The sequence below is a fragment of the Methylorubrum sp. POS3 genome, from assembly GCF_043352485.1.
Lineage (GTDB): Bacteria > Pseudomonadota > Alphaproteobacteria > Rhizobiales > Beijerinckiaceae > Methylobacterium > Methylobacterium suomiense.
Map to the genome: position 1 here is coordinate 2811091 of NZ_JAPRBT010000001.1, position 25490 is coordinate 2836580.

The 25490-nt window shown below is 69.2% G+C and carries 16 protein-coding genes and 1 other RNA gene; 11 read left to right on the top strand and 6 right to left on the bottom strand.

The features are described from left to right. The first annotated feature begins 28 nt into the window (after positions 1-28). On the top strand, positions 29-1072 hold the full coding sequence (locus OWC43_RS13140) for an HD domain-containing phosphohydrolase (protein WP_137829192.1): 1044 nt from the start codon (positions 29-31) through the stop codon (positions 1070-1072). 8 nt (positions 1073-1080) lie between these two features. On the opposite strand, the gene OWC43_RS13145 is transcribed toward OWC43_RS13140, so the two are convergent. Next, on the bottom strand, positions 1081-1305 hold the full coding sequence (locus OWC43_RS13145; protein ID WP_137829193.1) for a type II toxin-antitoxin system HicB family antitoxin: 225 nt from the start codon (positions 1303-1305) through the stop codon (positions 1081-1083). Positions 1306-1369: 64 nt separating this feature from the next. Continuing rightward, positions 1370-1552 carry a type II toxin-antitoxin system HicA family toxin gene (locus OWC43_RS13150; protein WP_393956983.1) on the bottom strand — a complete coding sequence of 61 codons (183 nt, stop codon included), beginning with the start codon at positions 1550-1552 and terminating at the stop codon, positions 1370-1372. 193 nt (positions 1553-1745) lie between these two features. On the opposite strand from OWC43_RS13150, the gene OWC43_RS13155 reads away from it, so the two are divergent. Further along, positions 1746-2912, top strand: a complete 1167-nt coding sequence (locus OWC43_RS13155; protein WP_393958554.1) for a pyridoxal phosphate-dependent aminotransferase — start codon at positions 1746-1748, stop codon at positions 2910-2912. A gap of 317 nt (positions 2913-3229) precedes the next feature. On the opposite strand, the gene OWC43_RS13160 is transcribed toward OWC43_RS13155, so the two are convergent. Then, positions 3230-6316 carry an Rne/Rng family ribonuclease gene (locus OWC43_RS13160; protein WP_393956984.1) on the bottom strand — a complete coding sequence of 1029 codons (3087 nt, stop codon included), beginning with the start codon at positions 6314-6316 and terminating at the stop codon, positions 3230-3232. A gap of 803 nt (positions 6317-7119) precedes the next feature. Here OWC43_RS13160 and OWC43_RS13165 point away from each other — a divergent pair. From OWC43_RS13165 to OWC43_RS13180, 4 genes are all read left to right on the top strand, one after another. Next, a complete protein-coding gene (locus OWC43_RS13165) occupies positions 7120-8430 on the top strand; it encodes a dihydroorotase (RefSeq protein WP_393956985.1) in 1311 nt (436 codons plus the stop codon). Then, positions 8427-9035 (top strand): glycerol-3-phosphate 1-O-acyltransferase PlsY, encoded by a 609-nt coding sequence (gene plsY, locus OWC43_RS13170; RefSeq protein WP_393956986.1) that lies wholly within the window; start codon positions 8427-8429, stop codon positions 9033-9035. The genes OWC43_RS13165 and plsY overlap by 4 nt, the downstream gene beginning before the upstream one ends. 28 nt (positions 9036-9063) lie before the next feature. After that, on the top strand, positions 9064-10272 hold the full coding sequence (gene dprA / locus OWC43_RS13175; protein ID WP_393956987.1) for a DNA-processing protein DprA: 1209 nt from the start codon (positions 9064-9066) through the stop codon (positions 10270-10272). A 327-nt stretch (positions 10273-10599) separates the two neighbouring features. Further along, a complete protein-coding gene (locus OWC43_RS13180) occupies positions 10600-11436 on the top strand; it encodes an SGNH/GDSL hydrolase family protein (protein ID WP_393958555.1) in 837 nt (278 codons plus the stop codon). Positions 11437-11946: 510 nt separating this feature from the next. Here the strand turns inward: OWC43_RS13180 and OWC43_RS13185 are convergent. From OWC43_RS13185 to OWC43_RS13195, 3 genes are all read right to left on the bottom strand, one after another. After that, the gene (locus OWC43_RS13185) at positions 11947-12753 is read right to left on the bottom strand and encodes an invasion associated locus B family protein (RefSeq protein ID WP_393956988.1); all 807 of its coding nucleotides are present in this window, start codon (positions 12751-12753) and stop codon (positions 11947-11949) included. Positions 12754-13067: 314 nt separating this feature from the next. Next, positions 13068-15281, bottom strand: a complete 2214-nt coding sequence (locus OWC43_RS13190) for a TonB-dependent siderophore receptor (RefSeq protein WP_393956989.1) — start codon at positions 15279-15281, stop codon at positions 13068-13070. Between the two features lie 440 nt (positions 15282-15721). After that, positions 15722-16231, bottom strand: coding sequence for a L,D-transpeptidase (locus OWC43_RS13195; protein ID WP_238308295.1), 510 nt, complete (start codon positions 16229-16231; stop codon positions 15722-15724). A gap of 372 nt (positions 16232-16603) precedes the next feature. Here OWC43_RS13195 and OWC43_RS13200 point away from each other — a divergent pair, with 372 nt between their 5' ends. The 5 genes from OWC43_RS13200 (at position 16604) to rnpB (ending at position 25248) form a co-directional block, all read left to right on the top strand. After that, positions 16604-16975, top strand: coding sequence for a hypothetical protein (locus OWC43_RS13200; protein WP_393956990.1), 372 nt, complete (start codon positions 16604-16606; stop codon positions 16973-16975). A 327-nt stretch (positions 16976-17302) separates the two neighbouring features. Beyond that, positions 17303-18637, top strand: a complete 1335-nt coding sequence (locus tag OWC43_RS13205) for an efflux RND transporter periplasmic adaptor subunit (RefSeq protein ID WP_137829201.1) — start codon at positions 17303-17305, stop codon at positions 18635-18637. A gap of 242 nt (positions 18638-18879) precedes the next feature. Then, the gene (locus OWC43_RS13210) at positions 18880-22053 is read left to right on the top strand and encodes a multidrug efflux RND transporter permease subunit (protein WP_393956991.1); all 3174 of its coding nucleotides are present in this window, start codon (positions 18880-18882) and stop codon (positions 22051-22053) included. Between the two features lie 305 nt (positions 22054-22358). After that, the gene (ligA, locus tag OWC43_RS13215; protein WP_137829203.1) at positions 22359-24803 is read left to right on the top strand and encodes an NAD-dependent DNA ligase LigA; all 2445 of its coding nucleotides are present in this window, start codon (positions 22359-22361) and stop codon (positions 24801-24803) included. A 35-nt stretch (positions 24804-24838) separates the two neighbouring features. Next, an RNA gene (gene rnpB / locus OWC43_RS13220) (RNase P RNA component class A) lies at positions 24839-25248 on the top strand. Positions 25249-25490 lie beyond the last annotated feature (242 nt).

Consider the following 25490-nt stretch of genomic DNA (forward strand, 5'->3'; position numbering starts at 1 on the left):
GGAGGAAAAGGGCGGGATGGATCGCGGCATGATCGTCGTCCTCAGCGACCGACCCGATCGAAGTAAACCGCTCGTCGATGCGATCAGTGCGGTCGCCGAATGCCGGGTTGTCGGCATCGACGAGACCTGGGAACGGATCGGCCCGTTCCGCGGCGTGGTGGCCGACATCACCCTGAGCCGTCCCGAGGCCAAGACCTGCCTGCGCCGCCTTGCGCGGCGGCCCGGACGCCAGCGCATGCCGCTGATCTACCTGACCCGCAGCAACAGCCAGTCCGCCTTCACCGAGGCGCGCAATCTCGGTGCCACAGTGTGCCTGTCGGCCCATGTCGAGCCGCGACTGGTGGTGGGTTCGCTCGTGCGCGAGGTCTGGCCCGAGAAGTCGGTGGCGGACCTCGTGGTCACCCGCGAGATCGCCCGGGCCGGGGCGACGATGACGAACCTTCTGAAGACCGCCGAGACCGGCCTGATCGACATGACGGCGGTGGAAGGCGGTGTCGATCCGGTCCTCGATGCGATCCACGACGGCGGCCTGTCGCGCTGGCTCGACGAGGTCTGGGCCTACGACGACGTGACGTTCCAGCATTGCCTGCTGGTCTCCGGCACGGTGGCGGCCTTCGCCCTGAGCCTGCGGCTGTCGCAGGCCGACCGCCAGCTCCTCACCCGCGCCGCACTGGTTCACGATGTGGGAAAATCGCGGATTCCCCACGCCATCCTGAACAAGCCGGGCCGCCTCGACGACGACGAACGGGCCGTCATGCAGACCCACGCGCCGATCGGTCACGAGATCCTCAGCGCCTCCGGCGGCTGCGATGCCGTGACCCTCGCGGTCACCCGTCACCACCACGAGATGCTCGACGGCTCCGGCTATCCCGACGGCCTCTCGGCTTCCGAGATCAGCGACCCGGTGCGGCTGCTGACGATCTGCGACATCTACGCCGCGCTGGTCGAGCGGCGGCCCTACAAGAAGCCGATGTCGACCCGCGACGCCCTGTCGATCCTCTCGGCCATGGACAACAGGCTGGAGGGCGGCCTCGTCCAGGCCTTCGCCAAGGCCGTCGAGACTGCACCGTAACTTCTTGGCTAGGCCCGACGGGCGGTGATTTCGGCTGGATTCGGAACGTCCCGTCCCAAGCGACGCGCCGCCGCAATCCAGCATTCGATGGCGTCCTCGACATTCGCCATAGCCTGCTCGACCGTCTCGCCGTCCGACATGCAGCCGGGAAGATCGGGCACAGTCGCGCACCATCCGCCACCTTCGGAGGCGGGAAGCCAGTCCAGTCTGACGTAATAGTCACGAACGAACATCGGACAGGTTCCTGACGCGATCCACGAAGGCAACGAACCGCCGGATGTAGACCGGGCGGATCGGTCACTTGAACGGCACGGTCAAAATGTCAGTCTGGCTCGGATGCGACAGATCGTAATGTGAGCCCCGGGTCGGCGGGTGGCAAGCGATCCCGAAGGCGCGGCAGACGGCCTCGACATCGGCAATGGTCCAATCGCCGAGCGGGCTGTTCCGGATCGCTTCGAGACGCTTTTCGACTCGGCCCATAAAGCTGCATTCTGAGAGAGAATCAGCAACACCCTTATCAATCCAAGGTAGCATTGTCGAAGCCTGGACCGAATCTCCCTATCGCGAGCGGGCGCAACCTTCGGCAGGCCGTTTCACATCGGCTTTCCCCTCGCTCCGCCATCTCAATCTGCTATGGGCGGCGCGTCCCGCGCCCACGGAGCCTCCCATGCGAATCGATCCCGACCCGTCGCTCTCGCGTCGGGTCCAGGCCGTCGCCCCCTTCCTCGCCATGGACGTCATGGCCGCCGCCGGCATCCGGGAGCGGAGCGGGGAGAGCGTGATCCATATGGAGGTCGGACAGCCCTCGGCCCCCGCGCCGCGGGCGGTGATCGCCGCGGCGCAGACCGCCCTCGCCGATGGGCGCATTCCCTATACCGAGGCGCTGGGAATGCCGCGCCTGCGCGAGCGCATCGTGCGCCACTACGCCGAAACCTACGGGGTCCGGATTCCTCCGGAGCGGGTCGTGGTGACGACGGGGTCGTCGGCGGGCTTCGTCCTGGCCTTCCTGGCCCTGTTCGACGCGGGTGCGAAGGTCGGCGTGCCGTGTCCCGGCTATCCGGCCTATCACGGCATCCTGCGCGCGCTCGACCTGATTCCGCAGCCGCTGATCCTGCGCGCCGAGGACCGCTTCGCCCCCACCAGCGCCCTGGTGCGCGAGGTCCACGCGGCCGAGACCCTGGCGGGATTGCTGGTGATGAGCCCGGCCAACCCGTCCGGCACGGTGATCGAGCCCGACCGCCTCGCCGATCTCTGCGCCACCGCCCGGGCTCTGCGCCTACCGTTCATCTCCGATGAGATCTATCACGGCCTCAGCTACGGCGTGCCGACGGCGACGGCCCTCCAGTTCGACCCGGATGCCGTGGTGATCAACTCGTTCTCGAAATTCTACTGCATGACCGGCTGGCGGATCGGCTGGATGGTCGTGCCCGACGCCCTGGTCCGGCCGATCGAGCGGCTGGCGCAGAACCTCTACATCTCGGCGCCCTACCTCTCCCAGATCGCGGCACTCGCGGCCTTCGACGCGCTCGACGAGATCGGTGCCGTTCGCGACGGCTATGCCCGCAATAGGGCCATTCTGCTCGACGCCTTGCCGGGGCTGGGCTTCACCGGCATCCACCCGGTGGACGGCGCCTTCTACCTCTACGCCGACATCGCCCGGCACACGGACGACGCGACCGCGTTCTGTCGGCGCATGCTCGACGAGACGGGGGTGGCGGCGACCCCCGGCCTCGATTTCGATCCGGGGGAGGGCGCCCACCACGTCCGCTTCTCCTTCGCGGGCTCGGAGGCGGCGTGTCGCGAGGCGGTGACGCGGATCAAGGGATGGCTCGGGCGGTAGCGGGGAATCGAGACCGGAGCGGGCCGAACCTTCGCTCGCGCCCTCGTCCGCCGTCGTCATACCGGGACCGCCGGATGGACTGCGCGCGCCATCCGTGACCGGCATCGGGCGTTGCCGTCGATCCTAGAACACGATGCGGAAACGTGGAATCCGGTTTTCCGGAATCGTCGTGCGACTACGAAGAGATAGAGCGTGCCGCTGTTTCCGTAGAAAAGCAGCACGCACTCGAAGAGCAGGACGGAACCCGATGGCGGAGAATCCGCCGTGCGGACCCGTTGCCGAACGGAGCCGGGAGAACCCGGCCCCGATTCTTGGGCTTACTCGCCGCTGAGCGCGGCCTTCGTGCGCGACCACCAGCCGGCCCGCTTCGGACGGTTCGGATCGGGGGGCGTGAGCACCACGGCCACCGGCTCCGGCGCCGGCTCGACCGGCGCGGCGGCCGGCGGCAGCGCGTCCGCCGCGATCGGTTCGGCCTCCGGCGCGGGGGCGACCGGCGGCGGCGCGGCGGCGGCACCGTTGCGGGCATCGATGGCGACGGTGGTCACGTCGGCGACGCTCACGGGCTCTTCCGGGCCGACCGGCAGGGCGTCGGCAGCCGTCTCCTCGGCGGGCGCTTCGGCACGGACCGACTCCGTCGCACCGGCCTGCACCTCGTCGGCGTCGGCGGCCTCGTCCTGAACGGCGTCCTGCCCATCCTCACGACCGCGGGCCCGGCCCCGGCCGCCACGGCGACCCCGGCGGCGGCGGCGGCCGTTGGCGTCACCCTCCGAAGCGGTCTCGTCCCGCTCGGCGGAAGCCTGCACGGCCTCGCCGGACTCCTCGGCGACCTCAGCGTCCTCGGCTTCGTCCCCGCGCTCGAGGGCGGCGACCGCATCGGGTTCCTCGCCGCCGTCCGGCGCACCGTCCTGGTCGCCGTCCTGCTCGTTCTCCTCGCCGCCGGCGCGGGATTCGCCCTCGCCGCCGCGTCCACCCCGGCGACGGCGACGGCGGCGGCGGCGGCCGCCCTCCTCGCTGCTCTCCGCGGCCGGACGGCTCTCGGCGGGGGCCTCCTCGGCTTCCGCCTCGGCCTCGATGACCTCGTCCTCGACGACGTCGTCCTCGAACTCCTCGGCCTCGTAGACCGGGGAGATCGCGACGGCCCGCACGCCGGTGGCCGGCCCGGCCGTCTTCGCGGCGAGGTCGCCGCGGTCGAGCTGGAACGCGGAGGTCGCGGCCAGACGCTCGTCGGCCGAGATCGTGATGGCGACGGAGAAACGCATCTCCAGATCGTAGAGATGGGCCCGCTTCTGATTGAGGATGTAGAGCGCGACCTCGGTATGGGTGCGCAGGATCAGGTTGTGCGAGGAGGACTTGATCAGGGCCTCCTCCAGCGAGCGCAGGATGTGCAAAGCCACCGACGACGTCGCGCGGACGAAGCCCGAGCCGCCGCAATGCGGGCAGGGGATCGAGGAGGATTCGAGCACGCCGGTGCGAATCCGCTGGCGGCTCATCTCGAGCAAGCCGAAGGGCGAGATGCGGCCGACCTGGATGCGGGCGCGGTCGTTCTTCAGCGCCTCGTTGAGCCGCTTCTCGACGGCGCGGTTGTTGCGCTTCTCCTCCATGTCGATGAAGTCGATCACGACGAGGCCGGCGAGATCGCGCAGGCGCACCTGACGGGCGACTTCCTCCGCGGCTTCGAGGTTCGTCTTGAGCGCGGTGTCCTCGATGTCGTGCTCGCGCGTCGCGCGGCCGGAATTCACGTCGATGGAAACCAGCGCCTCGGTCGGGTTGATGACGAGGTAGCCGCCCGAGCGCAGGGCCACATGGGTCGAGAACATCGCGTCGAGCTGCTGCTCGACACCGTAGCGGGCGAAGAGGGGCGCCACTTCGCGGTAAGGCTTCACGACCTTCGACTGGCCGGGCATCAGCATCCGCATGAAGTCCTTGGCCTCGCGATAGGCGTCCTCGCCTGAGACCAGAACCTCGTCGAGATCCTTGTTGTAGAGGTCGCGGATCGCCCGCTTGATCAGCGAGCCTTCCTCGTAGACGAGCGCCGGGGCGGTCGAGGACAGGGTCAGCTCGCGCACGCTCTCCCACAGGCGCATCAGGTATTCGAAGTCGCGCTTGATCTCGGGCTTGGTGCGCGAGGCGCCGGCCGTGCGCAGGATGATCCCCATCCCCTCCGGCACGTCGAGATCGGAGACGACCTCCTTCAGGCGCTTGCGGTCGGCCGCGCTCGTGATCTTGCGGGAGATGCCGCCGCCCCGGCCGGTATTGGGCATCAGCACCGAGTAGCGGCCGGCGAGCGACAGGTAGGTCGTCAGCGCCGCGCCCTTGGTGCCGCGCTCCTCCTTGACGACCTGCACCAGGATGATCTGGCGGCGCTTGATCACCTCCTGGATCTTGTACTGGCGGCGATAGGCGCGGGGACGCTCGGGCAGCTCGGCGAGCGCGTCACCGGCGCCGCCGACCTGGGCGACCTTGGGCTCGCCATCCTCGTCGTTTTCGTCGTCGTCCGATTCCTCGTCCTCGTCGGAATCGTCCGAATCCTCGTCGTCCTCGTCAGAATCGTCCTCGTCGGACTCTTCGTCGTCCTCGTCCTCTTCCGAATCCTCGTCGGCATCGGGGGCGACGTCACGCGCCTCCTCCGTGACGGGGGCGGAGGCCGCGACCGGCTGCGGCGTCGCCTCGGCGGGTTCGATTTCGGAAGCGGACCCGGCGTCCTCGACCGGCGGATTCGGTGCCTCGGAGATCGCGGCGATGTCGGACGGTTCGACCTTCGGCTCGGCAGACTCGGCGGCGGGCGCATCGGCGCCGGGTTCCAGGGCCGATTCGGGCAGGGCCGCGGAGGCGTCGCCGCCCGGCACGGGAATCTCCTCCGGCGCAGCACCGAACACGGCCCCCTCGCCATCCTCCTCGACGATCGCGGCACGCACGGCCTCGATCGCCACGGGCGATTCGGAATCGGCCGCCGGGCCCTCACCGGGAATGGCGGCGTCGGGGCTCACGGCCTCGCCGAACGAATCCTCGGCCGAGACGGTTTCGTCGGAACGGGCCCCCCGGGCCTCGGCCCGGCGCCCGCGCGCGCGGCGGCCCCGCGTGCGGCGCTCCTCGCGCTCGCGGTGCTCCTCCTCCTCGCGCGCCTCCGCCTCCAGCAGGGCGAGGCGATCGGCCATCGGGATCTGGTAATAGTCCGGGTGAATCTCGTTGAAGGCGAGGAAGCCGTGGCGGTTTCCGCCGTACTCGACGAAGGCCGCCTGAAGCGAGGGCTCCACGCGGGTGACCTTGGCGAGATAGATGTTGCCCCGCAGAGGCCGGCGGTTGGCGGCCTCGAAATCGAATTCCTCGACCTTAGAGCCGTGGACCGTGACGACCCGGGTCTCCTCCGGGTGCGTCGCATCGATGAGCATCTTGTTGTTGGCCATGACGTGCTTTCGACATGGCGGCCGACGTCGTTCGCCTCGCGCTCGCGCCGCTTGGTCCCGGCGGCGCCGCCCCCGGCCTCAGGGCCGGAAAGGGAAAGACGCGTGCCGGCCTCGTCACCGAGGTCGCGGAAGATGCGGGGAGGGGATTGCCGTCAACCGCCGTAAGGCGCCGGGCATCGGCGCGCTGGGGGTTGAACAGGGCCGGCACGGAGGGAGACGCGGGGCGACGCGGAAACCGCGCGCCACGAGCACGAGCAACGGCAACCGATGCTGTGCGTCCTCCCATCCTTGAACCGGCCTCGCGAAAAGAGCAGGCCGGCAAGCGGCCCTTCGGGATTTCATGGGTGCGGCGCCCCCTGAACCTTGAGGAGGCCGCAAATGCCGTGACACCCGCCCGGATGCCGGGAGGCGCCGACTGACGCTGAAGCAATTCGAGCGAGGCAGGCGCCGTCACGAGACCCGGGCGCGCCCGAGGGCCGCCGAAGCGCCAACTCGGGAATGGGGTCGATACCATTACAGAGTGTCGCGGGATGAATGCAAGGGGCTCGCGCGTTGCCGCAGGCGTCGCCCCCAGGGTGACAGGACCGCGCCCGGCTTTCCCGGGCGCCCGCGACCTCCCGGTGAGCCGGCGGACCTCCCGTGCGCTTCTCGCAACGTACAGGCGGCGAAACCCCGGCGAACCGCCTTCGGGCTCCTGCGCCCGGTGCGGAGGCTCTGGTTCTGGCCTCGACACTGGTTTACCGACATGCGCGGCGCCCGGCCCAGGCTCGGCCGGGTGCATGGGGAATCGTCGAACTCGGCCGATGACAGTCGCTCCGCTCCTCCTCACGAACGCGCAGCTCCTCGACCCGGCCACGGGCCGCGCGGGTCCCGGCGCCGTCTTGGTGCGCGACGGCCGCATCGACGACGTGGCCTGGGGCGCCGCCCCCGGCGCGCCGGATCAGGCGACCCGGATCGATTGCGGCGGGCACGTGCTGACCCCCGGCCTGATCGATCTGCGCGCCTTCGTCGGCGAGCCCGGCGCGGAACACCGCGAGACCCTGGCCTCGGCGAGCGCCGCCGCCGCCGCGGGAGGCGTGACCACCCTGGTCTGCATGCCGGACACCAACCCGGTCATCGATGGCCCGCCCATCGTCGATTTCGTGCTGCGCCGCGCCCGCGACACGGCGAGCGTCAACGTCCTGCCGGCCGCCGCCATCACCAAGGGTCTGGCGGGCCGCGAGATGACCGAGTTCGGCCTGCTGCAGGAGGCCGGCGCCGTCGCCTTCACCGATGGGCTCAAGGCGGTGACCAACGCCCAGGTGATGCGCCGCGCGCTCACCTATGCCCGCGATTTCGGCGCGCTCCTCATGCAGCATGTCGAGGAGCCGGATCTCGCGGCGGACGGCGTCATGAACGAGGGCGAAATGGCCTCCCGCCTCGGCCTGCTGGGCGTGCCCCGGGAAGCCGAGACGATCATGCTGGAGCGCGACATCCGCCTCGTGCGCCTGACCGGCGGGCGCTACCACGCGGCGATGATCTCGTGTGCCGATTCCGTCGAGATCGTGCGGCGGGCGAAGGAGGCGGGCCTGCCGGTCACCTGCGGCGTGTCGGTCAACAACCTCGTGCTGAACGAGGGCGACATCGGCCACTATCGCACCTTCTGCAAGCTCTCCCCGCCGCTGCGCCGCGAGGACGATCGGCAGGCGGTGATCGCCGCGCTGAACGAGGGCGTGATCGACGTGATCGTCTCCGATCACAATCCCCAGGACGTGGAGACCAAGCGTCTGCCCTTCGCCGAAGCCGCCGACGGCGCGCTCGGCATCGAGACCCTGCTCGGCGCCGCGTTCCGCCTCCTCCATACCGGCGACGTTCCGCTGCCCCGGCTCCTGGCCGCGCTCTCGGCCAATCCCGCGAAGCTCCTCGGGCGCGAAGCCGGCCGCTTGGCAGCCGGCGCGCCCGCCGACCTCGTGTTGATCGATCCCGATCTGCCCTACGTCCTCGACAAGAGGCAGCTCAAATCGCGCTCCAAGAACTCGCCGTTCGACGAGGCCCGGCTCCAGGGGGCGGCGGTCCTGACGGTCGTCGGCGGCCGGATCGTCCATCGCTCCGACCTGTTCGAAGTCGCCGCATGAACGCTCTTCTCGAAGCCGGCTGGCCGCTGCTGCTCGCGGCGCTCGCCTTCGGCTATCTCCTCGGCTCGATCCCGTTCGGGCTGATCTTCACCAGGATCGCCGGGCTCGGCGACGTGCGGGCGATCGGCTCGGGCAATATCGGGGCGACCAACGTCCTGCGCACCGGCCGTAAGGGACTCGCCGCCGCGACGCTACTGGGCGACGCCCTCAAGGGCACCGCCGCGGTGCTAATCGCAGGCTTATGGGGCGAGGGGCCGGCCTTGGCGGCCGGGCTCGGGGCCTTCCTCGGCCATCTCTTCCCGGTCTGGCTCGGCTTCAAGGGCGGCAAGGGAGTGGCGACCTTCATCGGCATTCTCATCGCCCTCAGCCCGCCGACTCTGCTCGCCTTCGCGGCGATCTGGCTCGGCCTCGCCTTCGCGCTGAAATATTCCTCCTTGGCCGCCCTCGCGGCCTCCGCCGCGACGCCGCTGGTCCTGTGGGCCCTGGGACACGGAGACGTTGCAGCGCTCTTCCTCGTTCTCGCGGCTTTGCTATGGTGGAAGCACGCTCCCAATATCCGCAGGCTCGCCGCGGGCACCGAGGGGCGGATCGGGCAGAAGGGCTGACACCGACTCCCGGACATGGGGGTACGCGATGCAGCTCACCGACGCGCAGCGCCTCGATTGGCTGCGTCTGATTCGCACGGAGGGGGTCGGTCCGCGCACCTTCCGCGGCCTCATCAACCGCTTCGGCAGCGCCGCTGCCGCCCTCGATGCCCTGCCGGACCTGACCCGGCGCACGGGCAAGCCGACCGTGCCGGCCTCGAAGACCCTGGCCGAGCGGGAGATGGCCGCCGCCGCACGGCTCGGCGTGCGCTACCTCGCCATGGGCGAACCGGACTATCCCAAGAGCCTGCACGCCACCGATACGGCGCCGCCCCTGATCGCCCTGCGCGGCGAAGTCGGTGCGATCCTGAAACCGTCGGTCGCCCTCGTCGGCTCGCGCAACGCCTCGAGCGCCGGCCTCGCCTTCACCGAGCGGCTCGCCCGCGGCTTGAGCGAGGCGGGCCTCGTCGTCGTGTCCGGTCTCGCCCGCGGCATCGATGCCAGCGCCCACCGTGCCTCCCTCGGCGGCGGCACCGTGGCGGCGCTGGCGGGCGGCCACGACAAGATCTACCCCGACAACCACAGGAGTCTCGTCGAGGAGATCCTCGGGGCGGGCGGGGCGCTCGTCGCCGAGATGCCGATGGGCTGGGTGCCGCGCGGGCGCGATTTCCCCCGGCGCAACCGCATCATCTCGGGACTCAGCCTCGGCACCGTCGTGATCGAGGCGGCGCGGCGCTCCGGCTCGCTCATCACCGCGCGCTTCGCCCTCGAACAGGGGCGGGAGGTGTTCGCCGTACCCGGATCGCCCCTCGATCCGCGGGCGGAGGGCACCAACGATCTGATCCGCCAGGGCGCGACGCTGGTGGCGGAGGTCGAGCACGTGCTGGCCGTGATCGAACCGCTGATCTCCGGCGGTACGGTACCGGGCGGCGGCGTCAACGACCGACCGGAGGCAGAACCGCTGGATTACTGGGACGAGATCGACCTCGACGGCGGCGACCGTCGCCCCGCCCATGGCGCGCTGTGCGAGGAGCCGCCCTCCTTGACGGCCCTCGATGCATCTGGACCCTCCGAAGCCGGCGATGCCCATGCACGCCTTCTCGCGGCCCTGAGCCCAACCCCCGTCGGCACCGACCTGCTCGCCCGCGCCACCGGACTGCCGGTGCGGGTCGTCCAGTCCCTGCTCATGGAACTCGAACTGTCGGGCTGGATCGAGCGTCACGGCAGCGGCTCGGTCTCGCTGCGGTCACGGGGGTGAGCGGGCTCCGCCCCGGCGGCCCGGTGCAACACCCATTTTGCGCACAATTCACATTAGGGGCAGTTAACCTTTGCGCAATTTATTTCATTTGCCCGGATCTTGGGCCCTCCGTTAAATCCCCACCGGAGCAGGGGATCGGCGTCGTGGGCACCGGTTCCAACGGTCCCTCCGGGCCGGCCGCGATCTTCCCGCTCCCCAGAACCGGGCGATATCGCCCCGGACCGGCCTGCCGCAGGCGCAGATCGGCTTCCGCATCTCTCGGCCTGCCGGTCGCCCAGGTCTTTGACCGGACGCCGTGGGGTGCAGGACGTCGCGACCGTGATGCGGATGCTCTTCGGAAATCGGGGCCGTCCCGCCGGCCAGCGGCTCACGCGGGCGGCGATCTTCGGGCTCGCCCTCAGCCTGTCCTCCACCGCCGTCCTCGCCTATGCCGACCTGCTGCCGGCCGGTCTCGACCTCGGCCTGTTCGACGACGAGCCCGCCCCCGCCCCGGGGAGCCTGCCGCGGGTGGCCCGCCGCATCGCCGCGGGCGAGCCGTTGCGGATCGTCGCCTTCGGCTCTTCCTCGACGGAGGGGATCGGCGCCAGCACCCGCTCGGCCTCTTATCCGGCCCGCCTCGAGGCGCTGCTGCGCCGCGCCCTGCCGCAGCTCGCCGGCGACATCCTCGTCGACAATCGCGGTATCGGTGGCGAGGCGGTGGACGAGATGCTGGCTCGCCTCGACCGCGACGTGATCACGCCCGCGCCCGACCTGGTGATCTGGCAGACCGGCAGCAACGATCCCCTGCGCGGGATCTCGCTGGCGCATTTCCGCGAGGCCACGGAGGCGGCGGTGGCCCGCATCCGCGCGGCCGGCATCGACGTGGTGCTGATGGAACCGCAATGGTGCCCGACGCTCGATGCGACGCCGGGGGCCTACCGGTTTCGCGATGCCGTGCGGGACATCGGCGCGGAACTCGGCGTGCCGGTGATCCGCCGCTCGGACCTGATGCGCGGCTGGATCGCCCAGAGCCGTCTCACCCGCTCCGAACTCTTCGCCAAGGACGGCCTGCACATGGCCGATGGCGGATACGCCCTGCTCGCCGAGGCCGCCGCCGCCGAGGTGGTGCGCGGTGCCGACGCCGTGGTGGAGGTGGCGGAGGCGGGACCGACGGTCGTGGAGTAGGCCGGCTCGCCGACGCGACCGAAGCCAACCTGTCATCCGCCTCTACGCGGCCCTCAGCCTCGCTGGGTCCGCCGAGTCTCGGCATCCGCCCACTCCCGAACGGCCGACGGATAACTGCAACCAAGCTTGCACCAGCGATGTCATAGGCCGGCCGCTCGAGGCGCTGTCGGCCACGGAACCCCGTGGCCAAGCTCGTCACAGGGGGCGATGTGGCCCCCGACATCACCTGCACGCCGCCGAACGGGATCAGGCGGGGACCCACGGGCGATCGAGCGTCCGCGTGGAGATGCACCGCCCCCTTCGATGCGGGCCGGCCCGGAGCGGGCGGGACCTACCACCACCGCCCCAGGGCGCTGCGGCTTGCCGCTGATCCGCGCACCACGGACGCGATCCGGCCGACCGCATCGTCCGTGCGATGATGGGGCGGACCCGAGACACGCAAAACCCCGCCGCGGAGGTCCGCGGCGGGGCGATACGGGAATGTCCAGAGCGAAGGGCCGGGCTCGGCGCTTACTTCGGCGCGGCGCTGGGCGCCGGAGCGGCGGGAGCGGGGGCTCCACCCTGCTGCTGTTCCAGCTTCTTGCGCATCTCGTCGCTGCGCTTCTCCATCTCGGCCTGCAGCTTCTTCTGCTGCTCCTCCAGCACCTTCGGATCGATGGCCGGGCCGTCGAAGGACTTGCCGAAGCCGGCGAGCGGCACGGCGAACACGACCTCGCGCTGGGTCTGGTTCTGGACCGAGACGTTGAGCGTGGTGCCCTTCTTGAAAGCGGCGAGCAGCTCGGGGGAGATGCTCGGGGCCTCGGCGAAGCAGCCATTGGGGAAGCAGACGGCGAACTTGCCGGCGGTCGCCTCCTTGCCGTCCACGCTGAAGCGGATGCCCGGGGCGAGCATCAGGCCGAGCGGGAGGAGGAAGCGGACGACCTTCACCTCCTGCTTCGCCGCCGCGTTCTTCATGTCGTAGAGCGCGACCGCCATCACCGGCTGGCCCGAATCCGACACGAAGTCGCGGGTGGTGTAGCAGACGTCGGTCCCCGACCCGTTGTCCTTGCCGCAGACCTTGGTCCAGTCGGCCTGGCTCGGCTCGGACTTCACGTTGATGATCTGCGGGCCGGTCTGCTGAGCCTGCTGCCCGGCGGGCGCCGCCGGCTGGGCCTGGGCGGGGGCCGGCGTCGGGGCAGGGGCCGCTGGCTTCTTGGCAGGCGCCTGCGCGAAGGCCGTCGCGCCGAAGCCGGCCCCGAGGCCCGCCATGGCGAGGAAGGCGGCCACGCGAAGCGGGCGCGCGGAGGGCTTGGCCATGGAAGACTTGGCAAGGAACATCGGCGTTATGACCCCTTTGACGGATGGCGCCTGGAACGTTGACGTAGCGCCTTTTGAAGGATGCGCACCGGTCTTACGAAAATGCGGCCCGGCTCGTCGCGGCGACGGGACCCCGCGGAGCCCCTTGTCCGAACTGCGCCGCGCCGCGCAAGGCGGGCCCGGCGCGATCCTCGTCCGGACGAGCGGGCGGCCTGCTTTCCCCTCGAATGAGGCGAAGGCATGACGCTTGCGCCGTACACGCCTCGACGCGGCGGCTCAAGCGGCGGACGAGGCTCCCCTCCGGGTGGGGCCACGTCACCGCCGGCATCGCGACCTCAGAACCGCGCCGAAACGCCGCCCATGATCGCGCGAGGCGTGCCCGGCGTGGCGTAGCGGTTCTGGAACGCGCGGTCGTAATAGACCTTGTCGAACAGGTTCTCGACGTTGAGGTAGATCTTCACCTCGGGCGTGATCCAGTAATAGGAGATCAGGTTGACCGTCGTGTATTCGGGCAACCGGAAGGTCGACGCCACCGTCGCGGCGTTGCGGGCGCCGACATAGGTCACACCGCCGCCGAGCCCGAGCCCGCGCAGGGCGCCGCCCTGGAACTCGTAGACGCTCTGCAGCCCGAGACTGTTCATCGGCACGTTCGCCAGCCGGGTTCCGACCGGGATCGTGGTGTCGCGGGTCACGGCGGCATCGACATAGGCGTAGGTGCCGATCACCCGCCAGCCCGGCGCGAGATAGCCCGCGACGCTCAGGTCGAATCCGCGGCTGCGCACCTCGCCTGCGGCGACGGAGAAATTCGTGTTGGTCGGGTCGGTGGCTTGAACGTTGGTGCGCCGGATGTCGAACACGGCCGCATTCAGGTTCAGGCGCCCATCGAGAAGCGCGACCTTGGCGCCCGCCTCGATGCCTTCGCCCCCTTGGAAGGGCAGGGGCTGCGCGTTCCGGTCGACGCCGTTGTTGGGCCGGAACGAGCGGGCGTAATTGCCGTAGACCGAGACGGCCTCGGTCACGTCGTAGACGAGGCCGAAGCGCGGTGTCGCGACCGTTGCGTCGCGGCTGGCCGGGTTGGTCCTCTGGGTGGCGGGCGGGTTGTAGGTGGTGGTGGAGAGCTCGAGCCCCTCGACCCGCACGCCGACCAGCGCATGCAGGCGCGGCGTGATGTCGATCTGATCCTGGATGTAGCCCGCGAAGCTCTCGGTGTGCTGGAGGAAGTTGGTGACCGTGTTCGTGATCGGCGGAAGGGTCTGGCCGTAGCTCGGCGACAGCAGGTTGAGCCTGAACGGGAAGTTGTTCACGTTCGACCGTGTGAAGACTTCGCGATAGCGGAGGCGGTCGTATTCGAGACCCGCGAGCAGGGTGTGGCGGAACGGACCGGTCTCGAACTTGCCCGCAAGGTTGAGCTGCAGGTTGATGTCCGACCAAGTCAGGTCACGGAATTCGTAGGCGCGGTTGACGACAGGCTGGGTCAGGAACCCACCGAGCGTCCCGACGGCGTTGCCGCGAATGTTGCCGCCGAGGAGCTGCGCCCCGGCGGTGACGACCCAGTTCGGGTCGATCTTGTGCTCGACGCGCAGCTGGCCGAGGGCGTTGTCGTTGTAATTCGGCCCGATGGCCGGCTCGCCGATGAAGCGGTTGCGCGGCAGAACCCGGATGTCGCGGTTGATCGGCACGACGCCCCGGTCGAGGGGCTGGGCGGTGCTGAGGAACTCGCCCTCCAGGGTGATCGTGGTGTCGGCGCTGGGTTTCCAGGCGATGACGGGGGCGATGTAGTAGCGGTCGCTGGATACGAAGTCGCGGAAGCTGCCATTGTCCTCGAAGGCGCCGGTGATGCGGGCGAACACCTGCCCGTTCGCGTCGAGCGCGCCCGTGCTGGCATCGAAGGTGGTGCGCTTGCTGTTGAAGCTGCCGATCTGCTGGCCCACCGTCAGCGAGCGCTCGGGCAGCGGCTGCTTTGTGACGATGTTGAACGTGCCGCCGGGATCGCCCCGGCCGTAGAGGAAGGCGGACGGGCCCTTGAGCACCTCGACGCGCTCGATCGACACGATGTCGGGCGAGTTCGCGTAGCCACGATTGATCGGGAAGCCGTTGCGGTAATACTCGCCGGTGGAGAGGCCGCGGATCGTGAATTCCGACAGGCCGAGACCGCCGAAATTGTTGGCCCGGCCCACGCCGGCGAGGTCGAGCGCGCTGTCGATGCGCGTCGCCGCCGCATCCGTGAGTGTCTGCGCCGGCACGACGACGACCGTCTGCGGAACCTCGCGCAAAGGAGTCTGCGTGCGCGTCGCGCTCACGCTGTCCCGCGCCAGGTAGCCGTCCGCCTTCAGCCGCGGAACGCCCGCCCCGCTGCCGGCCCCGACACCCGCGCCGCGACCATCGCCAGCGACCGCGAGCTCTTCGAGCTGGACTTCCTGGCTAGCATCCGCGGCCTGCTGGGCCAATGCCGCCGTCCCCGACACGCCGGCTCCACCACCGACCACAACCGAGAGAAGTATTGAATTTCCAAATTTTTGGATTGTTTTCTTCTTGTTTTTACAAATCATGTCCGCAGTCGCTCGTCTCGGCACGTCACGAGAACGGCCGCTACGACGCAGTCTGATCGACCGTCAAGCTTGTGCCATAATAGGGCGCGGATGATTGATTATAATAATTTTAAACTCGACCTGTATTACACTTTATTGGTTCTAAACTTACGGGCGAAGGCGGGGGATTGTGGCAACGACGCCACAGCCTCAAATCGCCGCGGCCAGCGGCGGCATGGCCCGGATGAGAACGCGTCAGCGGACACCGCCCGCCATCGGCCGCACGGCGCGGCAGGAATGCCTCGGACCAATCATCGCTCGTGCCGTGGCGTGACGCGCAGCGCTTCCCCGCCACTCGGGCGACGGGGGACAATCGAGGGAGGACGCGCGGCCGACAGGACCGGCAGGGCGGTCCGATATGGTGCGCCCGCGGATCCGGATCGTCCGCGGGCGCCGAACGATCAGTCCTTGACGACCACCTTGGTGCCGACGCGGACGCGATCATAGAGATCGACCACGTCCTTGTTGGTCATCCGGATGCAGCCCGAGGACACGGCGGCGCCCATGGTTTCCGGCTCGTTGGACCCGTGGATCCGGTAGAGCGAGGAGCCGAGATACATGGCGCGCGCACCGAGCGGGTTGTCCTGGCCGCCGGCCATGTAGCGCGGCAGATCGGGGCGGCGGGCGAGCATCTGCGCCGGCGGGCGCCAAGCCGGCCATTCCTTCTTGCCCGTCACCGTCTTGGTGCCGGACCACGAGAAACCCTGCCGCCCGACACCGACGCCGTAGCGGATCGCCGCGCCGCCGCCGAGCACGTAGTAGAGCCGTCGCTGCGAGGTCGAGACCACGATGGTGCCGGGCTTCTCCTTGCCGGCATAGGCGACCGTTTCCCGGGGAATGGCCTGGGTCTTGAAGACGTTGATGAAGTCGGCGAGCGGCCCGCTGTCGAGCGGGTTGGCGCGGGCCGGCATGGCGGCGGCGACGGCGCCGCCCAGGGCCAGCAACGCGGCGAGGTGCGGCAGTCGCGAATGACGGTTCGGCAAGTCGATCCTCCTCGAAGGGTCGGTCCGACCCCGCTTCAGGGGGGACCATGCCCGGTTCTGGGCCGCGGGACGGGGCAGGAGGAAGGCGAAAGCGTGGGAATCGGGCAACACCCGCCGCGAATGGGACACCGCCATGCGCGGGGACGATGACGTTCCGTTTACCGGCTGCGGCGATGCTGAGCCGGCAAGTTCATGCGTTCCCATGTCATTCCGGAGATGGTGCTTCTCTCTCGACCCACTCCGGCCAGAATGTCGCAGGCGATTGAACGGAACGGAATCCTCCCCCACACTCGGGTCACCGTGACGCTTTTCAACAGCACAGCCCGTTCCGGCCGCGCGACCGCAGGCCTTCCGACACGCCTCGTCCTGTCCGCTCTGGCCGGGCTCCTGGGCCTGCTCGTCGTCCTGGCATCGCCGGCCAACGCGGCCTTCGGCGTCGGAGGTCACCGTTACGAGACCGCCTTCGAGCAGCCGAACGCGGCCGAGCCGTCGACGGGTTCGCGCATCGATCACGCGGCGATCGACCTCGACGAGTCGGAAACGCATCTGCGGTTCGGTCCGTCGCTTCCGAGCCCGGTGCCGACTCTGTCGTCCGCGGGCGGTCGCCCGCGCTCCGACCATTCGCCCGATGGGACCGACCATCCGCTCCTCGAGCGTCCCCCTCGCGCCTGAGCGATCGCCGCGCGGCGTCGTTTTCGGACCCTTGGCCTCCCCGCCCGTCGTGGGAATGCCAAACTTCGTCCTCAGGATGCCCTCGGCCGTGACCGGCTACGATCGGTGGCCGTCTTTCACGGATGCCCCTTGGCATCCATCCGTACGGGCCACGAGGCATGCGCCTCGCGCGATCATCCCGTGATCGCCCCCCTTGATCGCCCCTTGGCCCGGCGATTGCCACGACCGACCGCCCCCCTTCGCGGCCGGCCGTGATTCCTAAGACGAGGCGCCTCCCGTTCGGCGGGAGACGGCGCGCGTCGAGCGTATCGTAGGAGCGACCCCATCGTGACGCCGTCCCCCCAGACGCCCGAACTCCTCTCCGGTCCCGCCGGGCACGAGGCCGGACGCCTCCGCTCCCGCTGGACGATCCCGGCCACCCTGCTGGTCAGCGCCGTGATGGTCGCGGTCTCGGCCTGTAACGAGCAGAAGACCGCCGCCGCGGTACCTGCACCGCCGCCCGAGGTGAGCGTCGTCACGGTCAAGCCGCAGCCGATCCCCTACGTGCGCGATCTGCCGGGCCGCGTCGCGCCGATGCGGATCGCCGAGGTGCGCTCCCGCGTCTCCGGCCTCGTGGTCAAACGGCTGTTCGAGCAGGGCAGCCAGGTCAACGAGGGCGACATCCTCTACAAGATCGATCCGGCCCCCTATCAGGTCGAACTCGCCAGCCAGGAGGCGACGCTCGCCAACCGCGAGGCGGCGCTGGTGCTCGCCAACCAGCAGGCCGAACGCCTGGAGACCCTGCTCGCCCGCAACACCGCGAGCCAGGCGCAGTACGACACCGCCTTCGCCGGCAAGAAGCAGGCCGAGGCGGAGGTCGCCGGCGCCCGGGCCGCCCGCGACCGGGCCAAGCTCAACCTGTCCTGGACCGATGTGCGGGCGCCGATCTCGGGCCGCATCGGCCGGGCGCTGCTCACCGAGGGCACGCTGATCGAGTCCGGCTCGACCGGCGTTCTCGCCACCATCCAGCAGCTCGATCCGATCTATGTCGACATCACCCAGTCGGTCGGCGAGCTGAACAAGCTGCGCCGCGACATCGCCTCGGGCGAGTTGTCGAAGCTGTCCCACGACACCGCCAACGTCCATCTGATCATGGATGACGGTACGCTCTACGGCTCGGCCGGTCGCCTGCTGTTCTCCGACGTGACCGCCGATCCGAGCACCGGACAGGTCACCCTGCGGGTGCAGTTCCCCAACCCGCACGACGAGCTGTTCCCCGGCATGTATGTCCGCGCGCGGATCAAGCAGGGCATCGATTCCGACGCCATCGCGGTGCCGCAGCAGGCGATCCAGCGCTCCAACGACGGCAAGCCCGAGGTCTGGGTGGTCAAGGACGACAACCGCGTCATGCTCCAGCCGGTCGAGGTCGGCCCGGTGGTGGGCGGCAACTGGCTGATCCGCGAGGGCCTCGAATCCGGCCAGAAGGTCGTGGTCGAGGGCTTCCAGAAGATCGTCGCCGGCACCGAGGTGAAGCAGGTCCGCTGGAAGACCGAGGCCTCGCCCGACGCCGGCAAGCCGATCGATGCCGACAGCCACGACACCGACGGCCAGGAAAAGCTGAGCGACAAAGAGGCCGCCACCGGATCGGTCGCCCGGCCGGTCGCCCATCAGTTCCAGGACTGATTCCCTTTCGCGGCTATTCGTCCAATGACCTCCCACCCATTCCCCTCATCCTGAGGTGGCGACGCGAAGCGGCGCCCTCGAAGGAGGGCTCCAGGAATCGCTGCGACTTCTGGAGCCCTCCTTCGAGGCTGAGCTGACGCTCAGCACCTCAGGATGAGGCGGAGTGGATGGAGGAATGAGCGCCCTCGGCGGACCCACGGGTCCGCCGCTCTGGAAAAAATCGACAGGACGCACCGAGCCCCATGGCCCGCTTCTTCATCGATCGCCCGGTCTTCGCCTGGGTCGTCGCGCTGTTCATCATTCTGGGCGGCGCGCTCTCGATCCCGATGCTGCCGGTGGCGCAGTATCCGGTGATCGCCCCGCCCTCGATCGCCCTGTCGACCGCCTTCCCCGGCGCCTCGGTGGAGAGCCTCTATACCGGCACGACCCGCCTCATCGAGGACGAGCTGAACGGCGCGGCCAACATCATGAGCTTCGAGTCGACCACCGACTCGTTCGGCTCGATCAACATCACCGCGACCTTCCAGCCCGGCACCGATCCGGCCCTGGCCTCCGTCGAGGTGCAGAACCGCCTGAAGCGCGTCGAGGCGCGCCTGCCCGCGGAGGTCCGCCAGAACGGCATCCTCGTGGAGGAGGCCTCCGCCGCGACCCTCAACATCATCACCCTGGTCTCGACCGACGGGAAGATGGACGAGATCGGGCTCGGCGACTTCCTGATGCGCAACGTGCTGAACGAGATCCGGCGCATCCCCGGCGTCGGCCGCGCGACGCTCTACTCCACCGAGCGCTCCCTGCGCGTCTGGATCGATCCGGACAAGCTGCGGGGTCTCTCGCTCACCCCCGACGACGTGACCGACGCGATCCGCAACCAGAACATCCAGATCGCCTCCGGCGCCGTCGGCGCCCAGCCGAGCCCGGTCGATCACGCGACCTTCGCGCCGATCATCGTCAAGGGCCAGCTCAGCACCGTGGACGATTTCGGCGCCATCGTGCTGCGCGCCAATTCCGACGGCTCGAACGTGCGCCTGCGCGACGTCGCCCGGATCGAACTCGGCGGCGACGCCTACCAATTCTCGACCCGCCTGAACGGCGGCGAGGCCGCCGGCATCTCGGTCACCCTGGCTCCCGACGGCAACGCGCTGGAGACGGCGGGCGCCATCCGCGCCAAGATGGAGGAGCTGTCCCAGTTCTTCCCGCCGGGCCTCAAGTGGGACATCCCCTACGACATCACCCCCGCCGTGAAGGCCTCGATCAAGAAGGTCATGATGACCCTGGTCGAGGCGGTGGTGCTGGTGTTCATCGTGATGTTCCTGTTCCTGCAGAACATCCGCTACACCCTCATCCCGACTATCGTCGTGCCGATCGCCCTGATGGGCACGGTGACGGTGATGCTGCTCGCCGGTTTCTCGGTGAACGTGCTGACCATGTTCGGCATGGTGCTCGCCATCGGCATCCTCGTCGACGACGCCATCGTCGTGGTCGAGAACGTCGAGCGCATCATGGCCGAGGAGGGGCTGCCGCCCAAGGAAGCCACCCGCAAGGCGATGGGTCAGATCACCGGGGCGATCATCGGCATCACGCTGGTGCTGGTCGCGGTGTTCATCCCGATGGCGTTCTTCCCGGGCTCGGTCGGCATCATCTATCGCCAGTTCTCGATCGCGATGGTGACCTCGATCGGCTTCTCGGCGCTGCTCGCCCTGTCGCTGACGCCCGCTCTCTGCGCCACCTTCCTGAAGCCCATCGAGAAGGGTCACGGCCACGCCAAGAAGGGCTTCTTCGGCTGGTTCAATCGGATCGTCGACCGGGAGACCGCCCGCTACGGACGCGGCACCGCGTGGTGCATCAAGAAGTCCGGTCGCGTCATGATGATCTACGTCGCGCTGGTCGCCGGCACCGCCTTCGCCTTCCTGCGTCTGCCGGAAGGCTTCCTGCCGGTGGAGGATCAGGGCTTCTTCACCGTCGATATCCAGACCCCGCCCGGCGCCTCGTTCAACCGGACGCAGGGGGCCGTGCGCAAGGTCGAGGAGCATCTGATGGCGCAGGAAGGCGTCGCCACGGTGACGATGCTCAACGGCTTCTCGTTCTCCGGTCAGGGCCCGAACCTCGCCCAGGCCTTCGTCACCCTGAAGCCCTGGTCCGAGCGCAACGCCTCCAATTCCGCCGCCGCCCTGGTGGCCGGCACCAACGCGGCGCTCGGCGGCTATCGCGACGCGGTGATCGACGCCCAGGAACCGCCGCCGGTGGACAATCTCGGCAACGCAGCGGGCTTCTCGTTCCGCCTGCAGGACCGCGCCCAGAAGGGCTATTCGGCCCTCACGGCAGCGGAGGCGCAGTTGCTCGCGCTCGCCAAGCAGAGTCCGATCCTGAAGGCGGTGAAGATCGAGGGCCTGCCGCCCACGCCCCAGGCCGAACTCATCATCGACCGCGAGAAGGCGGCCGCCCTCGGCGTCAAGTTCGAGGACATCAACGCCGCGATCCAAGTCAATCTCGGCTCGGTCTACACCAACGACTTCCCGAACCGCGGCAAGATGCAGCGCGTCTACGTTCAGGCCGAGCAGTTCCAGCGCATGCAGGCGACCGATCTGCTGAACTACGCCGTGAAGAACAGCCAGGGCACCATGGTGCCGATGTCCTCCTTCGCCGACCTGCGATGGAGCATGGGGCCGAGCCAGATCGTCGGCTTCAACGGCTATCAATCGGTGCGCTTCACCGGCGAACCGCGGGCCGGCTACACCTCCGGCGACGCCATCGCCGAGATGGAGCGGCTGATGCAGCAACTGCCCAAGGGCTTCGGCCATGTCTGGACCGGCCAGTCGCTGCAGGAGAAGCAGGCCGGAAGCCAGGCCTCGCTGCTGCTGGCGCTCTCGGTGCTGATCGTGTTCCTGTGCCTGGCCGCGCTCTACGAGAGCTGGTCGATCCCGTTCTCGGTGCTGCTCGTGATCCCGCTCGGCGTGATCGGCTCGGTGGCGGCGGTCTATCTGCGGGAGATGCCCAACGACGTCTATTTCAAGATCGGACTCATCACGATCATCGGTCTCTCGGCCAAGAACGCGATCCTGATCGTGGAATTCGCCAAGGATCTCTGGAAGCCCGGGACCGACATCGTCCACGCGACGCTCCAGGCGGCGACGCTCCGCTTCCGCCCGATCGTCATGACCTCGCTCGCCTTCATCTTCGGCGTGGTGCCGCTCGCCATCGCCACCGGCGCCGCCTCGAAGAGCCAGCAGGCCATCGGCACCGGCGTGATGGGCGGCATGATCTCGGCCACCGTGCTGGCGGTGTTCTTCGTGCCCGTCTTCTTCGTGGTGGTGATGCGTCTCTTCAAATCGAAGGAGGTCGCCGCGGGCGAGAACGCGGAGGCCGCGCCGGGCGCGACGCATGTGCAGGGTCACGGTCATTCGGTGCCGGCGGAATAGCGAAAATAGTTGCGCACGAGGCGGTTGGCGGCGCGCGTTAACGAAACGGGTCAGATCCGGGGCTTGGAGCCGTGTTTTCGATTCCTGGATCGAGGATGCGGCACCAAGCCTTTGTTCTGCTTCTGTATTTCCCCTGCGAATCCCAACCCGTCCCCCTCATCCTGAGGTGCGGAGCGAAGTCTCGAAGGAGGCCTCCTTCGAGGCCCGCTCGCGCGGGCGCCTCGGGATGAGGGAATTGCCGGGATGAGGGGGATGGGCAGCAAATGCCGGTGTCGGCCGGTTGGCCATGCGCTAGAACGCGACCCATGTCGCGCTCCCCGATCCCCGCCACCATCGACGCCCTCAGCGAGGAGGCGGCCAGCGCCCGCCACACTGCCCTCTCGGAGGAGATTGCCGAGGCCGATCGGCTCTATCACGGCGAGGATGCGCCCGAGATCTCGGATGCGGAATATGACGCCCTGCGTCGGGAATTGGAGCTGATCGAGGCCCGCTTCCCGGCGCTGGCCGGCACGGGCCGGGCTAGTGCCTCCGTCGGCGCCAAGCCGTCGAGCCGCTTCGAGAAGGTCCGGCACGCGGTGCCGATGCTCTCCCTCGGCAATGCCTTCGCCGACGAAGAGGTGGAGGAATTCGTCGCCCGCGTGCGCCGCTTCCTCAACCTCGGGGCCGACGAGCCCGTGGCCTTCACCGCCGAGCCGAAGATCGACGGGCTGTCCCTGTCGCTGCGCTACGAGGACGGCAGGCTCGTCACCGCCGCGACCCGCGGCGACGGCGAGGTCGGCGAGAAGGTCACCGCCAACGCCCTGACCGTGAAGGACATTCCCGAAACCTTGTCCGGCTCCGGCTGGCCCGCGGTGCTGGAGGTGCGCGGGGAGGTCTATCTCTCGCACGCCGACTTCGCCGCCATCAACGCGCGGCAGGAGGCGGAGGGGCTCGCGACCTTCGCCAACCCGCGCAACGCCGCCGCCGGCTCGCTGCGGCAGAAGGATGCCGCGATCACCGCCTCGCGTCCGCTGCGCTTCTTCGCCTATGCCTGGGGCGAGGTGTCGGAGCCCTTCGCCGACACGCAATCGGCGGTGCTGGAGCGGTTCCGGGGCTGGGGCCTGCCGGTGAACCCGCGCACGAAGCTGTGCCGAAGCGCCGCCGACATGATCGCGCATTACCGCGCGATCGAGGCCGAGCGCGCCGATCTCGGCTACGACATCGACGGCGTCGTCTACAAGGTCGACGACCTCGGCTTGCAGAAGCGCTTGGGCTTCGTCTCCCGCGCCCCGCGCTGGGCGCTCGCCCACAAGTTCGCCGCCCAGGAGGCGATCACGCAGTTGCTGGCCATCGACATCAATGTTGGGCGCACCGGCTCGCTCAACCCGCTGGCGCGCCTGAAGCCCGTCACCGTCGGCGGCGTCGTGGTGTCGAACGCCACGCTCCACAACGAGGGCTACGTGCAGGGCGTCGGCGGCGACGGCGAGCCGATCCGCGAGGGCCGCGACATCCGCGTCGGCGACACGGTGATCGTCGTGCGGGCCGGCGACGTGATCCCCAAGGTCATGGACGTGGTGCTCGACAAGCGCCCGGCCGACGCCGTCCCTTACGTCTTCCCCGAGACCTGCCCGGCCTGCGGCAGCAAGGCGGTTCGGGAGCTGAACCCGCGCACCAAGAAGATCGACGCGGTCCGGCGCTGCACCGGCGGGCTGATCTGCCCGGCGCAGGGGCTGGAGCGGCTCAAGCACTTCGTCTCGCGCAACGGCTTCGATCTCGAAGGGTTCGGGCAGACCTATATCGAGGTGCTGTTCGAGGCCGGTCTCGTGAGACAGCCCGCCGACCTGTTCCGGCTGGAATTCGAGCCGCTGAAGGCCGCGATCGTCGCCCGGCGCGAGGCCCTGTCGGCCCAGCGCCGCGCGGAGGGCGAGCAGGCCCCGAAAAAGGCCACCAAGAAGAAGGGCGAGGAGGAGGACAAGGCGATCCACAACCTCCTCGCCTCGCTCGACGCGCGCCGGAAGATCGCGCTCAACCGGTTCCTGTTCGCCCTCGGCATCCCGCAGATCGGCGAGTCGACGGCCAAGGCGCTGGCGAAGCGCTTCCCCGACATGCAGGCCCTGATGGCGGCCCTCGACGCCGGCGCCCAAGCCCAGGCCGGCCGCGACTGGCTGGAACTCTCGGCCCTGCCGCGGATCGGTCCCGGCACCCGCGACAAGCTGTTCGAGGCCCTCGACCCGACACCCGGCGAGCAGATCGAGGGGCTCAGCCTCGGTGCGCGCCTGCGGGCGCGGCTGACGCCGTCCCAGCGGGAGGCGGTGCTCGCCCATTACGGCAGCGAGGCGGACGCGGAGGCCGCCCTCGAACGGGCTTCAGGCCAGAAACCGGGCGAGGCCTACCGGGTCTTCGCCGATGACGGCGAGGTCGGCCCCGTCGCCACGGATTCGCTGATTCAGTTCTTCTCCGAGAAGCACAACCGGGACGCGGTGCTGGCGCTCCTCGAACAGGTCGAGACCACCCCGCTCGAAACCGCCGCCTCGGCCGCGGCCTTCGCCGGAAAGACCGTGGTCTTCACCGGCACGCTGGAAAAGATGACCCGCAGCGAGGCCAAGGCCACCGCCGAACGCCTCGGTGCCAAGGTCTCGGGCTCGGTCTCGGCCAAGACCGATCTCGTCGTCGCCGGCCCCGGCGCCGGCTCGAAGCTCAAGGACGCCGAACGGCACGGGGTGACGGTGGTGTCGGAGGACGAATGGCTGGGGATGCTGGCGCAGGCTTGACCCCGGCCGCCGCCCGGCGCAAGTCCGGCGCCGGATCAGCCGGCCGGGCAGCCGCTCCGCGTCATGCGGGGAGGAAAGTCCGGGCTCCATGGAGAGGCGGTGCCGGATAACCTCCGGCGGGGGCGACCCCAGGGACAGTGCCACAGAGAGCAGACCGCCTTGCAGGGGTTCACCCCACGCAAGGTAAGGGTGAAAGGGTGCGGTAAGAGCGCACCGCGGACGCGGCAACGTGGACGGCACGGCAAACCCCACCGGGAGCAAAACCGAATAGGGGCGACACGCTTTTCCCGCTAGGGAAGGGCAGGCCCGCTCTCCAGGCCCGTCGCCCGGGTTGGTTGCTCGAGGCGGTCGGCAACGACCGTCCCAGAGGAATGGCTGCCACGTCCGGGCGACTCCTCGAGTCGCTCGGGCTCTACAGAACCCGGCTTACAGGCCGGCTGATCCACCCCTCCGAAACGGGAAGACGCGTTCTCGCACCGTCTCTCGACCGGCGCGGCGCAGGGCCCGCCCCGGAGAGCCTCCGGTTTTCCATCCGTCATTGACGCTCGGTTAACCTTGCTGAGGTCTGATCCGGGTCGCCCGCAAGGCCGAGCTCGTTGACGCGTTTCGAGGGCCTATGTTACCCCGCGCCATCCCGTTGATGCCCGATACCGGATCGGCCGACACTCGCTCAGGTTGCCTGACGAG